We start from the raw sequence: 13,946 nt of genomic DNA on the forward strand, positions 1-13,946 counted from the left end.
TGGCCGGCTAGCCATTCAAACACAGACAGTCAGATTCTAGCGATTTACAAACCAAACGACGATAGCGTACAGCTAAATCAGTCACTCTGATAACGTTTCATTCAAGATACATCGTTATACTTGTTTGATGGAGTGTGCCTGCGGGCGACAGTCAAAGGAGTGACGATGGGATCGATCAGTTTGGCGCGGGTATTTACCCGCGCGTTATATGGCATGGAAGCACCCTTGGTGACGGTTGAAGTGTGTCTGGCGGCGGGGCTGCCCGCCTTTACGGTTGTTGGGATGCCTCAGGCGGGTGTGCGGGAGGCGCGCGACCGGGTGCGCTCAGCGATTCAGGCCAGCGAGTTTAACTTCCCCCGGGGCAGCAAGATCACCGTCAATTTAGCACCTGCCGATTTGCCAAAGCATGGCGCGCGTTACGATCTGGCTATTGCTATAGGCATTCTCGCTGCCGATGGTCAGTTAAGCGAGAGTTCGGTGGTATCGCGGGAGTTTTACGGTGAGCTGACGCTCAATGGTGAATTGCGCGGGGTAGAGGGCATGTTGCCAGCGCTACTGGCGTGTCGGCGTGAAGGCCGCGAGGCGGTAATTCCGCTGGATAATCTGGCAGAAGCACAGGTCATTCGTGAGCAACAATGTGTGGTGGGCGAGAGCCTGCGTGATGTGGTCGAACACTTATCGGGTCCCCATCGGCTGCCACCGGTGAAGCCGATTGCCAAAACCAGCTATGTTTACCCGGGCGGTGATCTTGCTGATGTGATAGGCCAAGAGCAGGCCAAGCGTGCCCTGGTGCTGGCGGCTATGGGCGGTCACCATCTGCTGTTTGTCGGGCCACCCGGCACCGGTAAAACCATGCTGGCCCAACGGTTGCTTGGACTGTTGCCACCGTTAAGCGATGAGGAAGGTCTGGAAGTCGCTGCAGTACGCAGTGTCGCGGGCTACGAACACCGCGCCGCAACCCCACAGAGTTGGCTGCAACGAAGCATGCGGGCGCCGCACCACTCCTGTTCGGCGGCGGCCTTAGTGGGCGGTGGCTCACCGCCGCAGCCGGGCGAAATTTCATTGGCTCATAAGGCTTTGTTGTTCTTAGATGAATTACCCGAATTTTCCCGGCATGTACTGGACTCGCTGCGTGAACCCCTGGAGTCCGGTCAGGTTTCGATTAGTCGCGCGGGCTATCAAGCCAAGTTTCCGGCGCAGTTTCAGTTAGTGTGTGCGTTGAATCCATCACCCTGCGGACATTTTGATGGCACTCTGGCGAGTGCGCGCGCCAGCCCGGATCAGATCACTCGTTACCTGGGTAAACTTTCAGGCCCGCTGTTAGATCGGATTGATATGCAGGTCTCGGTGCCGCGGCAACCTGCCGTATTGCAACAGCAGCATCAGCAACAGGAGCCGCAAACGCCATTGTTGCGCGAACAGGTCGAGGCGGTTCGCGGCTTGCAGTTGAAACGTCAGAAGTGCTTGAACTCTGAGCTGGAAACCGCGCAACTTGCTGATGTTTGTCGGCTAAGTGACGAAGACCACGGTTTTCTGGTCTCCGCCATTGAGCGCTTTAACTTATCGCACCGCGCTTATCATCGGGTATTAAGGCTTGCCCGCACCATAGCCGACGCGGCAGGCGCTGAGCACATCAGCAAAGCCCACCTCGCCGAAGCCTTAAGCTATCGGGCTCTGGACCGCCTGCTGCAGCAGTTACAGGACCTTTAACGCGTTCGCGAAGCTGCTGACGATTTGGTCGATGGTAGTGGCCGGAATACCAAGGTGGGTCACCAATCGCATGCGTTGCGATGTGCCAACGATGATGTCGTGCTTGCGTAAGTACTCACTTACTTTTTTGGCGTTGTCAGCTGAAGAAAAGTTGACGTAGACCATATTGGTTTGCGCCGGCTCAACGTCGAGGCCGTCGAGCTGACTTAGGCCCGCGGCAAGTTTTTTAGCATTGGCGTGGTCTTCGGCGAGACGCTCGATATGATGATCCAAGGCATAATCCATGGCAGCGGCCACAATTCCGGCCTGGCGCATACCGCCACCAAGCATTTTGCGCCACCGGTGAGCGCGGGCAATAAATGTGCGATCGCCGACCAGAACCGAGCCAATGGGTGTGCCCAGACCTTTGGAAAAGCAAATTGAAACGCTATCAAATGGCGCTGCTAACTCGGCCAGTGAAGAGCCACTGGCTACCGCAGCGTTAGCGATACGAGCGCCATCTAAGTGCAATTTCAGACCGTGCTTATCAACCAGCTTCCGCGCACGTTCCATGTATGCTTGCGGAATAAGTTTTCCGGTATGGGTGTTCTCCAGCGCCAGCAACCGTGTGATAGGGAAGTGTGGGTCGTCAGGTTTAATGCGCCGCTCGACCGCCGCGAGGTCTAAGGTACCATCCGTTTCGACTTCGAAGGGTTGTGGCACGATACCGCCAAGCACGGCTGCACCGCCGGCTTCATAACGGTAGGTATGGTATTCCTGACCCACCAGATATTCTTCGCCGCGCTGACAATGACTAAGTAACGCCAGCAGGTTAGTTTGGGTGCCACTGCTGGCAATTAGGGCGGCCTCTTTGCCGGTCATAGCGGCGACGCGTTCCTGTAAGGCATTAATGGTCGGGTCGTCGCCGAACACATCATCCCCGACAGGCGCGGCAGCCATAGCATCACGCATGGCGGCGGTGGGTTGAGTCACGGTATCACTGCGTAAATCGAGTACCACGTTGCGCTCCTATTCAGTATAACCCCAAGCCGCAGGCGGCTCAGCGACGGGTTGTGATAAATCGACGGCTACTACAAATTCACGGCCAGGACGGGTGAGTTCGTAATACATGGTTTCGCCTTCGAAGGAGATGATCCAGGTATTAGTGGTGGAGACGTCCAGCCCGTTCTCGACAAACAACGCCTTACTGGCATCGTCTACGGGAAACGCTTGCATATCAGCACTGCCAATAGCAACGGTGTGGCCACCATAGGGGGACACCGCATCCGGAGTGCCATCTTCATGCAAATGAATGTGCTGGAAGTCGATGCCATCGGTGGTACGGGTCAACACCCAGGTGCGCGAGCGATCTTCACCAACGTGCAACGGCATGCGGAGAACGTTCGCTTCGCAATCACGAATGTGCACCACGAGATCCTGCTGCCAGGTTTCGCTGGGTTGATTGTCTGCAACGACTTCAGCGGCGTAAGCATTGCCGCAATAGGGGGTGAATTTAGCCATAAAGGCGTCCTGCGGATCCGCAGCCTGGGGCTGACAAGCCGCGATACCGATCACGCTGCCAAGGATAATCAACGGACGGAAAAACTGTGATGAAGTTGACATGTATGTACCCTAATCAATTAGTGTGTGCCTTAATGTGCCATAAGTTATGCGAAAAAGCATGATGAAAGAAAAGGTACAAATTGGCATCATCAGGGTGCATCGTGCGATAATAGGGCAACTTTAAGATTGAATGGAAACCACAGCATGCGAGTTTATCAAAACGTACTGGAAATGATTGGCAACACGCCAATGGTCAAGGTCAGCCATATAGATACTGGCCCGTGTGAGCTGTATTTGAAGTTAGAAAACCTGAATCCGGGTGGCTCGATCAAGGATCGTATCGCGGTAAGCATGATCGAAGCGGCCGAGCAATCGGGGCAACTCAAACCGGGTATGACCATCATTGAAGCGACCGCTGGCAACACCGGCCTGGGCCTGGCGTTGGTTGCGGCGAGCAAAGGTTATCCATTAAAAATTGTTATGCCTGACAAAATGTCAGCGGAGAAGGTTAACAACCTTAAGGCGATGGGCGCAGAAGTCCAGCGTACCCGTTCAGACGTACAAAAAGGTCATCCGGAATATTATCAGGATGTCGCCGCGCGTTTAGCCAAAGAGCATGGCTACTTTTACGTGAACCAGTTTGCGAATGAAGCCAATGTTACCGCGCATTACGACACCACAGGTCCGGAAATCTGGAACCAGCTGGAAGGCAATCTTGATGCCTTCGTTTGTGGCGTAGGATCGGGCGGTACTTTAACGGGCGTTGGTCGTTATTTACGCGAACAGAATGCGGACATTGATTTGGTTCTGGCGGATCCTGAAGGTTCAATTCTTGAGCCATTAGTGAATCGTAACGAGACTGTTGAAGCGGGCAGTTGGCTGGCGGAAGGTATCGGTGAAGACTTTATTCCGGATATCTGTGATATCAAGCTCGCCAACAAAGCTTATGCTGTAAGCGATAAAGACGCTTTTCATACGGCGCGCGAGGTACTGGTGAAAGAGGGCGTTATGGTTGGCTCGTCCAGCGGCACTCTGATCACTGCGGCACTCCGTTATTGTCGTGAGCAAACCGAACCGAAACGTGTCGTAACCCTAGCCTGTGATACCGGCAATCGTTACCTCTCGAAACTATATAATGATGAGTGGATGGCCGCTCAAAATCTGCTGGAGGAGTAAGCATGGCGGACGCCAAGAAGATGAAATTTGCAACCAAAAGTATTCACGGCGGACAATCACCTGAGCCAGCTACTGGCGCGGTGATGCCACCGATTTTTACCAGCTCAACCTATATTCAGGAAAGCCCGGGTGTGCACAAGGGGTTTGAATACTCGCGTTCACACAATCCAACACGGTTTGCCTGGGAGCGTGCGGTAGCAAGCCTGGAAAACGGTACCCGCGGCTTTGCTTTTGGCTCGGGTATGGCAGCTACGTCGACCATTATGGAAATCCTTAACAGTGGCGACCATGTGGTGGCGATGGATGACCTGTACGGCGGCACCTTCCGCTTATTTGATAAGGTCCGCGGGCGTTCTGCAGGACTGGAATTTTCTTACGTTGATCTTAGCGATATGAGTGAAGTGGAAGCTGCGATCACCGACAAAACCCGGATGATCTGGGTCGAAACACCAAGTAATCCAATGCTGAAGTTGGTGGATATCGAAGCCATCGTAAATATTGCAAAGCAACACAACATCATTGTGGTGGTCGACAATACCTTTGCGACACCGTATAACCAGCTGCCGCTCGATCTGGGTGCGGATATTGTGATGCACTCAGCCACTAAGTACCTGAATGGCCACTCCGACATGGTCGGTGGCATCGCGGTGGTAGGTGATAACGAAGAGCTGGCCGAGCAAATGGCATTTTTACAAAATTCCGTAGGTGCCGTAGCAGGGCCTTTTGACAGCTACCTGGCATTGCGCGGGGTAAAAACCTTAGCCCTGCGGATGAAGCAGCACAATGAAGCAGCGTTGACCATCGCCAAATGGCTTGAACAGCATCCTGAAGTGGAGAAAGTCATCCACCCGGGACTGGCGAGTCACCCCCAGCATGAGCTGGCGAAAAAACAGATGTCTGGCTTTGGCGGGATGATCTCAATTCTGTTAAAAGGCGACATTGAAAAAGCGCGTCGTTTCCTTGAGAAAGTCGAGATTTTTGCTCTTGCGGAAAGTCTGGGTGGAGTGGAAAGCCTGATTGAACATCCGGCGATTATGACCCACGCATCGATTCCAAAAGAGAACCGCGAGAAACTTGGCATTCTGGATAATTTCGTGCGTATTTCAGTAGGTATTGAAGACGTTGATGACTTGATTGCTGACCTTGATCAGGCGCTAACTGACTGATAATACAGCTACATTTACATTCTTTTACAATTGAATAAAGTTACGGTAGGCTTATTCCACAATTATTAGAAACATAAAAACAAGGGTTATCTTATGCCTCTTAGCCTGTTCTTATTACAAGGTTTAGTGGCGGCATTGTTGTTTTATGTGCTGGTCGGGCAACATCATCGTCAGCCATTGTGGAGTATGCTTGCCGTACTAATTTGCGGAATGATTCCGCCGGTCAATTGGGCCGTATTACTGGTTGCTGTTGGTGTCCGTATGTGGCGACGCACAGCACCTCTCATGTCTTCCGTTAAACACTAATTTGAGTACCTCTAACCCATGAGCTCCGATTCCGCTGTACGCCCGTTTCATCTTGCCATTCCTGTCGACAACATCGCCCGTGCGCGTGAGTTTTACGGTGACGTACTAGGGTGTAGTGAAGGCCGCAGTGCCGAAGAATGGGTGGATTGGGATTTTTACGGACATCAGCTGGTTACCCACCTGGCGCCCGAACAAACGGGTGTTGCGCATCATAATCCGGTCGACGGTCATGCTGTTCCAGTGCCGCATTTTGGTGTGGTGCTGACAATGGAAACCTGGCGTGAACTAGCCGATCGGGTTGCCGCAAAGGGCATTCAATTCGTCATCGAACCTCATGTGCGCTTCGCTGGCAAGCCGGGTGAGCAGGCGACAATGTTCTTCTACGATTACAGCGGCAACGCCCTTGAATTTAAAGCGTTCAAAGACTTGTCTCAACTGTTTGCTTCCTGAAACAGCGCTTGGCTTAATCGCGAGGCGGGACGTTGCCGCCACTGATGATGACGCCCACTTGTTTTTCTGCAAAGACTTCAGGATAGCGCTTAAGTGCAGCGATAGTTGTCGCTGATGAAGGCTCTATCCACATTCCGGTACATTCTTTAACGAGCTGCTGGGCAGCTTCAACTTCCTGATCCGACACCAGCACAACATCTGTGACCTGTTCTTGCAAGATTGCAAAGGTATGTTTGCCCAGGCTGGTTAACAGACCGTCGCAAATGCTTTTCGGTGGCATTGCCGGCTGAATTTCACCAAGCTCCAGCGATTGCTTACCATCGGCAGCGAGTTCTGGCTCCACGCCATAGCAAAAGGCGTCGAAATGTGCCGCGACAAGGCAACTGCCACTTAACAGGCCACCGCCGCCAAGCGGGGTGACAAGACCCCATAGCTGCGGGTAGTCCTCGAGCAACTCCAACGCCGCGGTGCCCTGTCCGGCAATGATGTCTGGATGGTCGTAGGGTGGAATGATGATGGCACCCTGTTCAAGTTGTTCAGCTAAAAAAGCCTCGCGCGCCTCCATACCCGGTTCGATAGGTATGATCTTTGCACCATAACGCAACATATTGCTGCGCTTTAATGGCGAAGCATTGCTGGCGACGCCAACGGTCACTTCGACGCCAAGCATTTTGCCGGCGCAGGCAAGGGCGGCGCCATGATTGCCGGAAGATACGGTGACCACGCCCTGAGAGCGCTGTTCGGGAGCGAGCTGCAACAATGCATTACAGGCCCCGCGAAATTTAAACGCACCGCTTTTCTGCAGGTTTTCACATTTTAAATACACCTGACAGCCCAGCGCGGCATCCAGTTGGTCCGATCGTTTTACCGGGGTACGCAGCGCCCGGGCGGCTATCCGGTCGGCGGCTGCGGCAATAGCTTGAAAAGTCATCATGATTGGTTAACTACGCTGTTGTTGAATCGAATAAAGCGCTTTTCGCGCGCTAATTTTCGTTATCAGAGTACATGGAATTTAGCGCCAGTACTACGGCGTAATTTTGGCACGAACCCGAACCACTGCTATACTTGTGTGAACTATTCATACAGACTCTTTGAGGTTCAAATGTCACGAACAACCAGTGTAACAATTGGCTCACAGTTGGATGAGTTTGTTGGCGAGCTTATAGCATCCGGTCGATATGAGTCGACCAGCGAAGTTGTTCGTTCGGCTCTGCGCTTGTTGGAATTGCAGGAGAAGCAAACGGCTGCGCTTAGGGCAGCAGTGCAAGCCGGCGAGGAAAGCGGTGAAAGCGTTCTGGAGTTACATGAGATCGCGCAAGAGGTGAAGCGAGCTCCGAGTGTATAAGCTCTCCAATTTGGCTGCTCAAGACTTTGCTGCTATTTACGCCTACACACTAAAACATTTTGGTAGCAAGCAAGCAGATAGGTATTTGCACGATCTCGATAGCGTATTGCGGCTGCTGGGCGAAGCGCCCTTAATTGGGCGTGAGTGTGCGGAGCTTGGTGAACAAATACGACGACATGATCATCAGAAACATGCAATTTTCTATCGCCAACGGACAAGTGATATTTTTGTCGTTCGTCTCTTGCATCAGCAGATGGGACCGTTGAAACACTTTTGGGGAAATTAGGGTTTATGGTGTTACCATTAACGAATAACGAATAACGAATAACGAATAACGAATAACGAATAACGACCTATGGATTCTAAATGCTAACTACTTTTCAGCGCTTTCGCGAACTTGATTTTGCTTACCAGGTATTGGCTGCGCTTTATCTGTGTGAACGTATGTACCCGAACTACGAGCTGTTTCATCAGGTGACGGGGTTTGGCGACCCGAAACCGTTGCGGGGGGCGCTGAATGCGTGTTGGGACTGGAGCTGGCAGGGCAAGAAAGTGAAGGTTAACTTCGCGCGCTGGCAAGAAAAAGTTGATGATGTGACGCCCAGCGAATATGGCCATGACATGCTGGGGGTTTATCCTGCCATGGATGCCTGCACTGCGATCAGTACTATGCTGGAAGGTTTTCAGGATCCCGGTACAGGGGATCTGGTCAGTGTGGCCAAGGTTTCACAGGCTGGCGTGGCGAAGTTTCTGGAACTCACCGAAGGCGCTGAGCTCGATGATGAAGGGCGTCGGCAACTGGTGCGCGAGCATGAGCTCGCGGTCTATGAAATTGATGTGCAGCAAGCCTTGCTGGATTTTCTTGAGGCCATGCAACGCACTGAAGATAAACCGACGCAAATGATGGTGCGTCAGTTGCAAGAGATGGTCGTGACCGAGGGCATCACCAACATCGGTATGGAACGCGACAGCGAGAGTTAGTCGTGCTGCTTCTTTCGGCCTGGTTGCGCCTGCACAATGGCGAGCCAGCCGATGACGCCAAACAAGAAAATCTGCCAAAAATCACCGCGGCGCCACTGTATGTGTTCACGGTACACGGTGGTGAACATTAATAGCTGCAATAAATGCAGAGCAACTAACACAAACAGTAAAATCAGAAACAGCGGGAAGCCTTTGCCCGGAAATGGCCAGACGATATTGGCTAACATTGCCCCCCAAATGACCGCAAAGGCTAACCTACCCACCCACACTAACGCACTCATGCTTGTTCCTCTTTATTTAACACGGTTTGCTTACCGACAGTGAATAAACGGTAACAGACTTGCCCGGCGGTTTTCTCGCGTTCCAGTTGCCAGTTTTGCGGCACGACGAGTGGCCACTCCTTTTCGGTTTCCAGGTAAATCAAGCTGCCTTCGTGGACCCATTGGTGCTGCTGCAGTAACTGGCAGGCCGGAGTCGCAAGGTCACTGCGAAAGGGTGGATCGACAAAGACAATATCAAATACCTGTTCGCTTGTCGTCGCTAACCATTGCAGGGCGTCGGCGTGGACACAGGTTGCCTGGCCATGGCACTGTTCGTTTAACAGCTTGGCATGTTGTGCCAGCATGCCAGCCGCGACTTTATGCTGCTCTACCAGTGTGACTTCGCTGGCGCCGCGTGAGAGCGTCTCAAGTCCCAGCGCACCGGTGCCCGCGAAGAGATCGAGACAGCGTTGCTGCGGCACTTCAAATTGCAGCCAGTTAAACACCGTCTCACGCACCCGATCCGTGGTGGGGCGCAACCCTGGCACGTCAGCAACAGCCAGTTTGCGGCCACGCAAAGTGCCGCCGATGATGCGTAGTTGACCACTGCCCGTGCGGCTCGAATTTTTCTGCTTGTCTGGGGTGCGACGCATGCTAAAGTAGCCCTCGGATTGACTGATTTCGCGCAGTGATTGGCGCTGGCGGGAGATGCCGTACGCCAGCGTACGTGCTAAACTGCCCGCCATTGTAAACTGAGTCGCAGCGAACTTCCAAAGGTAAACAAGGCATGGGTAAAGGATCATTTTTTTCGCGGTTTCTGAAAAAGAAAGAAGATCAGCAGGACGAGCAACAGCAAAAGCAGGATGAAGAGCAGCAGCAACACGAGCAGGCAGACCCACCTGTATCTGAAGAGCTGGAGCCGACGCCTTCTGTAGCCGAGGTGGTGGCGCCAGATGCCGCTGAAATCTGTGCTCAGGTCACCGCTGAAAGCCGCGCTCCTGAGCCAGAACCTGAGCCAGAGCCTGAACCAGAGCCTGAGCCTGAGCCTGAGCCTGAGCCTGAGCCTGAGCCTGAGCCTGAGCCAGAACCCAAGCCAGAACCCAAGCCTGCCAAAGAGCAATCCAAGCCAAGTCTGTGGCAGCGTTTAACGACCGGGCTGAAAAAGACCTCAACGGCGATCGGTGATGGCCTGTGGGGCATATTTAAAGATAAAAAAATTGATGATGAGCTGTTCGAAGAACTGGAAACCCAACTGCTGACTGCAGATATTGGCGTGCCAACCACCATGCGTATCGTCGAACGTCTGACCGAACAAGCGGACCGCCGTCAGCTCAAGGATGCCGAAACCTTATATCAGCTGCTGCAAGACGACATGGTCGAAATCTTACAGGAAGTCGAACAACCGCTGACGATTCCAGCCCAGCAGCAAGGTCCTTATGTGATTTTGATGGTGGGAGTGAATGGCGTCGGTAAAACCACGACCATCGGTAAACTCGCGCAGCAATTACGCCGTGAAGGCAAATCAGTGATGCTGGCCGCCGGCGATACCTTCCGCGCCGCCGCGGTCGAGCAACTGCAGGTGTGGGGCGAGCGCAACGCGATTCCGGTGATTGCACAACATACCGGTGCTGACAGTGCTTCGGTTATTTACGATGCAGTGGCGGCGGCGCAAGCGCGCAACGTCGATGTGCTGATTGCTGATACTGCCGGACGCTTACAAAATAAAGCGCACTTGATGGATGAACTGAAAAAAGTCGTACGGGTGATGAAGAAGCTTGATGCGGATGCGCCCCATGAAGTGATGTTGACCCTTGATGCCGGAACTGGGCAAAATGCTATTAGTCAGGCGAAGCTATTCACCGAAGCCGTCGGCGTGACAGGTATTACCTTAACCAAGCTCGATGGTACCGCGAAAGGCGGCGTGATCTTCGCCATTGCGGATCAGTTCAAGGTGCCGATTCGCTATATTGGCGTAGGCGAAGGTATTGATGATTTACGACCTTTTGCCGCAAAACCCTTTGTCCAGGCACTGTTTCAGCGTGCCATTGAGGAACCGCAGCAGCAATGATCAAATTTGAGCAAGTCAGCAAGGTCTACCCGGGGGGCTTTCAGGCTCTGAAAAATGTCAGCTTTCACATTGAGCCTGGGGAAATGGCGTTTTTGACCGGGCACTCAGGTGCGGGTAAAAGTACAGTGCTGAAGCTCATTAGTATGATGGAGCGGCCAACCGCGGGGCGGGTGATGATCAATGGTCACGACCTGAAACGCATTGAGCGTAAGCAAATTGCTTATGCGCGACGTGATATCGGGATGATTTTCCAGGATCACCGCTTATTGATGGACCGTACGGTGTTCGATAATGTCGCGCTGCCGTTGATGATTGAAGGCTACAGCCTGGCAGAGGCGCGTAAGCGTGTGCACGCAGCGCTCGAAAAAGTAGGCTTATCCGATAAGGTGCGACACTATCCACAAATGCTGTCGGGTGGTGAACAGCAACGGGTTGGCATTGCCCGCGCTGTGGTCAACAAACCGCCCTTACTGCTGGCTGATGAGCCCACGGGTAACCTGGATCCTAAGCTCTCCTCGGAAATTATTAAATTGTTCGAAGATTTTAATCGGGTCGGGGTCTCGGTTCTCATTGCCACCCACGACTTAGGGCTCATTGCCCGCTTGCGCTATCGTACCTTGTCGCTGAAAGATGGCCGCATGATCAACGATGGCCTTAGTGAGGAGGCGCTATGAGTGTACTCTTTCGCTCGCGTCAGCAAGGGGCGCAACAGGTAAAAATTTCTGGCTTGCGGCGCTTTTTGATGTTCTGGGTCCACCATGCGCAACAATGTATTGGCAGCCTGGGCGAATTGGCCCGCTACCCGTTCGCGTCCCTGATGACCATGGCAGTGCTCGGACTGAGCTTAACCTTGCCGGCAACTCTCTATGTGATCGTGAAAAACACCGATAGTATTGGCGCGAACTGGCAACAGGCATCGGAAATTACCTTGTTCTTACGTCAGGAACTCAGTCAGCAAGAGGTGCAAACCTTTACTAAGCGCACTGAGCTCGCAGAGGAAGTTGACAGTGTACGGCTGATCGATAAAGAACAAGGGCTAGCCGAATTCCGCCAGCGCTCAGGCTTTGGCGAAGCACTTGATACCCTGACCGATAACCCCTTACCTAACGTGTTGATTGTAGTGCCACGCGAAGGTTACCGGACGCCGGCAGCGGCGGAGGAACTGGTGCGTAAACTCAGCGCAGAGCGCGAGGTTGAGCAGGCACGTCTTGATCTGGGCTGGTTACAGCGCTTTCAGGCGATTGTGAACCTGGTACGGGACGGCTTTCTTGCGCTGGCCTTGTTGCTGTGTATCGCGGTAGTACTGATTGTCGGTAATACGATTCGGCTGAATATCAGTAGCAAACGCGATGAAATTATGGTGATGAAGCTGGTGGGTGCAACGGATGCCTATATTCAGCGGCCGTTTTTGTATACCGGTATCTGGTACGGTTTAGTGGGCGGTATTATTACCTGGTTGGCGACCGGAGCTTTGTTATGGTGGCTAAGCGGCGCGGTACGAAATATCGCTGATCTTTATGATAGTCAATTTCGTTTAAATGGTCTCAATTTGACTGAAATGGGCGTGGTGTGGGGCTTAGCGATTGGGCTTGGTTTGGTAGGCTCTTATATTGCTGTAAGAAAACATGTTAGCGCTATTGAACCGCGTTGATTTGTCCCCATGTAAGTTTTATGAAGATCATTAGGATCCCATTGTCAGCAGCGTCAGATTTGCTAGAATGAGGGAACTTCTCAGGCTAAAATCGGTCTGAAAGCGTGACTGCACTATCAATTCGGAGATGCAGTCACCAGCAAGAAAGGATGGTGTTGAATGAGTACTGAAATGACAAAAATGGCACTAGCAGTTCCACAAGGCGGGGGAAGCCTTGAGGCCTACATTCAGTCGGTCAGTCGCACTCCTATGCTAACTGCAGAAGAAGAGCATGAGCTCGCTGTACGATTAACCGAAGAAAATGATTTAGAGGCTGCTCGCCAGCTCATCATGTCGCACTTACGCTTCGTGGTGCATGTGGCGCGCAGTTATTCAGGCTATGGCCTGCCTCAGGCTGACCTGATCCAGGAAGGTAACATTGGCTTGATGAAAGCCGTACGTCGCTTTGACCCGTCGGTCGGAGTGCGTCTGGTGTCTTTTGCGGTACACTGGATCAAAGCAGAGATTCATGAGTATGTGCTGAAGAACTGGCGCATGGTGAAAGTTGCCACGACCAAAGCGCAACGCAAATTATTCTTTAACCTGCGCAAGATGAAAAAGCGTTTAGGTTGGTTCACCCAGGAAGAGGTGAGCACTGTAGCTGAGACCTTAGGTGTCAGCACCAAAGAAGTGATGGAAATGGAAGCTCGCATGAGTGCGCATGATCAGGCGTTTGAGCTAAGCTCTGACGATGACGACGCGCGCGAAGGCAGCAATTTCTCGCCAGCACAGTATCTGGAAGATAAGCGCTCTGACTTAGCAGAAGAAGTTGAGCAGGAAGAGTGGCAGGACCACACGCAGAAGCGTTTATTCTCAGCGATCAAAACCCTTGATGAGCGTAGTCAGGACATCGTGCGCGCCCGTTGGCTGGACGATGGCAACAAGACAACCTTACAAGAGCTTGCTGATAAGTATGAAGTTTCTGCAGAGCGTGTTCGTCAGCTCGAAGCCAACGCAATTAAGAAGCTGCGTATGGCAATGGCGTAAGCCATGCAATGTCGTGCCGGTTGCGGTGCGTGTTGTATCGCACCCTCAATAAGCTCAGCAATACCAGGAATGCCAGCAGGGAAACCCGCTGGCATTCGTTGTATTCACCTCACCGAAAATCACCTCTGCGGTATTTTTAATCATCCTGATCGGCCGCAGGTGTGCGCCGATTTTGATGCTGAACCCTCAGTCTGTGGCAGCAGTCGTGACGAAGCAGTCATTCTGTTGACCCGCCTTGAACACGAGACCTCTTAAAAGCTGCTGC

General features: G+C 52.7%; 18 protein-coding genes. 13 read left to right on the forward strand and 5 right to left on the reverse strand.

The window, feature by feature from the left end; all coding sequences use genetic code 11:
- The first annotated feature begins 174 nt into the window (after window positions 1–174).
- Window positions 175–1,710, forward strand: coding sequence for a YifB family Mg chelatase-like AAA ATPase (locus CWI69_RS07370; protein WP_126763893.1), 1,536 nt, complete (start codon window positions 175–177; stop codon window positions 1,708–1,710).
- Here CWI69_RS07370 and ltaE read toward each other — a convergent pair.
- Together ltaE and CWI69_RS07380 are read right to left on the reverse strand one after the other, a co-directional pair.
- The gene (gene ltaE / locus CWI69_RS07375) at window positions 1,696–2,709 is read right to left on the reverse strand and encodes a low-specificity L-threonine aldolase (protein WP_275070093.1); all 1,014 of its coding nucleotides are present in this window, start codon (window positions 2,707–2,709) and stop codon (window positions 1,696–1,698) included. The two genes, CWI69_RS07370 and ltaE, sit on opposite strands and share 15 nt — an antisense overlap.
- 9 nt (window positions 2,710–2,718) lie before the next feature.
- Window positions 2,719–3,312, reverse strand: coding sequence for a hypothetical protein (locus CWI69_RS07380; protein WP_126763361.1), 594 nt, complete (start codon window positions 3,310–3,312; stop codon window positions 2,719–2,721).
- A 144-nt stretch (window positions 3,313–3,456) separates the two neighbouring features.
- Here CWI69_RS07380 and CWI69_RS07385 point away from each other — a divergent pair, with 144 nt between their 5' ends.
- From CWI69_RS07385 to CWI69_RS07400, 4 genes are all read left to right on the forward strand, one after another.
- A complete protein-coding gene (locus CWI69_RS07385; RefSeq protein WP_126763362.1) occupies window positions 3,457–4,428 on the forward strand; it encodes a PLP-dependent cysteine synthase family protein in 972 nt (323 codons plus the stop codon).
- A 2-nt stretch (window positions 4,429–4,430) separates the two neighbouring features.
- A complete protein-coding gene (locus CWI69_RS07390) occupies window positions 4,431–5,594 on the forward strand; it encodes a cystathionine gamma-synthase (protein WP_126763364.1) in 1,164 nt (387 codons plus the stop codon).
- 93 nt (window positions 5,595–5,687) lie between these two features.
- Complete coding sequence (locus tag CWI69_RS07395) at window positions 5,688–5,900, forward strand: hypothetical protein (RefSeq protein ID WP_126763366.1); 213 nt, start codon at window positions 5,688–5,690, stop codon at window positions 5,898–5,900.
- Window positions 5,901–5,918: 18 nt separating this feature from the next.
- The gene (locus tag CWI69_RS07400) at window positions 5,919–6,350 is read left to right on the forward strand and encodes a VOC family protein (protein WP_126763368.1); all 432 of its coding nucleotides are present in this window, start codon (window positions 5,919–5,921) and stop codon (window positions 6,348–6,350) included.
- A gap of 13 nt (window positions 6,351–6,363) precedes the next feature.
- Here CWI69_RS07400 and CWI69_RS07405 read toward each other — a convergent pair whose 3' ends face one another.
- Complete coding sequence (locus CWI69_RS07405) at window positions 6,364–7,284, reverse strand: threonine ammonia-lyase (protein ID WP_126763369.1); 921 nt, start codon at window positions 7,282–7,284, stop codon at window positions 6,364–6,366.
- 168 nt (window positions 7,285–7,452) lie between these two features.
- On the opposite strand from CWI69_RS07405, the gene CWI69_RS07410 reads away from it, so the two are divergent.
- The 3 genes from CWI69_RS07410 (at window position 7,453) to CWI69_RS07420 (ending at window position 8,676) form a co-directional block, all read left to right on the forward strand.
- Window positions 7,453–7,695 (forward strand): type II toxin-antitoxin system ParD family antitoxin, encoded by a 243-nt coding sequence (locus CWI69_RS07410; protein WP_126763371.1) that lies wholly within the window; start codon window positions 7,453–7,455, stop codon window positions 7,693–7,695.
- On the forward strand, window positions 7,688–7,981 hold the full coding sequence (locus CWI69_RS07415; protein ID WP_126763373.1) for a type II toxin-antitoxin system RelE/ParE family toxin: 294 nt from the start codon (window positions 7,688–7,690) through the stop codon (window positions 7,979–7,981). Before CWI69_RS07410 ends, CWI69_RS07415 begins: the two co-directional genes overlap by 8 nt.
- Before the next feature lie 80 nt (window positions 7,982–8,061).
- Window positions 8,062–8,676 (forward strand): YjaG family protein, encoded by a 615-nt coding sequence (locus CWI69_RS07420; protein WP_126763375.1) that lies wholly within the window; start codon window positions 8,062–8,064, stop codon window positions 8,674–8,676.
- Here the strand turns inward: CWI69_RS07420 and CWI69_RS07425 are convergent.
- Window positions 8,673–8,957, reverse strand: coding sequence for a DUF1145 domain-containing protein (locus CWI69_RS07425; protein ID WP_126763377.1), 285 nt, complete (start codon window positions 8,955–8,957; stop codon window positions 8,673–8,675). The genes CWI69_RS07420 and CWI69_RS07425 overlap by 4 nt on opposite strands.
- Window positions 8,954–9,682 carry a 16S rRNA (guanine(966)-N(2))-methyltransferase RsmD gene (gene rsmD / locus CWI69_RS07430; protein ID WP_241971066.1) on the reverse strand — a complete coding sequence of 243 codons (729 nt, stop codon included), beginning with the start codon at window positions 9,680–9,682 and terminating at the stop codon, window positions 8,954–8,956. Before rsmD ends, CWI69_RS07425 begins: the two co-directional genes overlap by 4 nt.
- A gap of 41 nt (window positions 9,683–9,723) precedes the next feature.
- Between rsmD and ftsY the strand changes: the two genes are divergently transcribed.
- The 5 genes from ftsY to CWI69_RS07455 all read left to right on the forward strand — a co-directional run bounded on the left by ftsY (window position 9,724) and on the right by CWI69_RS07455 (window position 13,936).
- Window positions 9,724–11,004, forward strand: coding sequence for a signal recognition particle-docking protein FtsY (gene ftsY, locus CWI69_RS07435; protein ID WP_126763378.1), 1,281 nt, complete (start codon window positions 9,724–9,726; stop codon window positions 11,002–11,004).
- The gene (gene ftsE / locus CWI69_RS07440) at window positions 11,001–11,678 is read left to right on the forward strand and encodes a cell division ATP-binding protein FtsE (RefSeq protein ID WP_126763380.1); all 678 of its coding nucleotides are present in this window, start codon (window positions 11,001–11,003) and stop codon (window positions 11,676–11,678) included. Before ftsY ends, ftsE begins: the two co-directional genes overlap by 4 nt.
- Window positions 11,675–12,655: a permease-like cell division protein FtsX gene (ftsX, locus tag CWI69_RS07445; RefSeq protein WP_126763382.1), complete on the forward strand. Its 981-nt coding sequence runs from the start codon at window positions 11,675–11,677 to the stop codon at window positions 12,653–12,655. Before ftsE ends, ftsX begins: the two co-directional genes overlap by 4 nt.
- Window positions 12,656–12,814: 159 nt before the next feature.
- A complete protein-coding gene (rpoH, locus tag CWI69_RS07450) occupies window positions 12,815–13,681 on the forward strand; it encodes an RNA polymerase sigma factor RpoH (RefSeq protein ID WP_126763384.1) in 867 nt (288 codons plus the stop codon).
- A 3-nt stretch (window positions 13,682–13,684) separates the two neighbouring features.
- Window positions 13,685–13,936, forward strand: a complete 252-nt coding sequence (locus tag CWI69_RS07455; protein ID WP_126763386.1) for a YkgJ family cysteine cluster protein — start codon at window positions 13,685–13,687, stop codon at window positions 13,934–13,936.
- Window positions 13,937–13,946 lie beyond the last annotated feature (10 nt).

It is taken from the genome of Pseudidiomarina halophila (assembly GCF_003987215.1).
GTDB lineage: Bacteria > Pseudomonadota > Gammaproteobacteria > Enterobacterales > Alteromonadaceae > Pseudidiomarina > Pseudidiomarina halophila.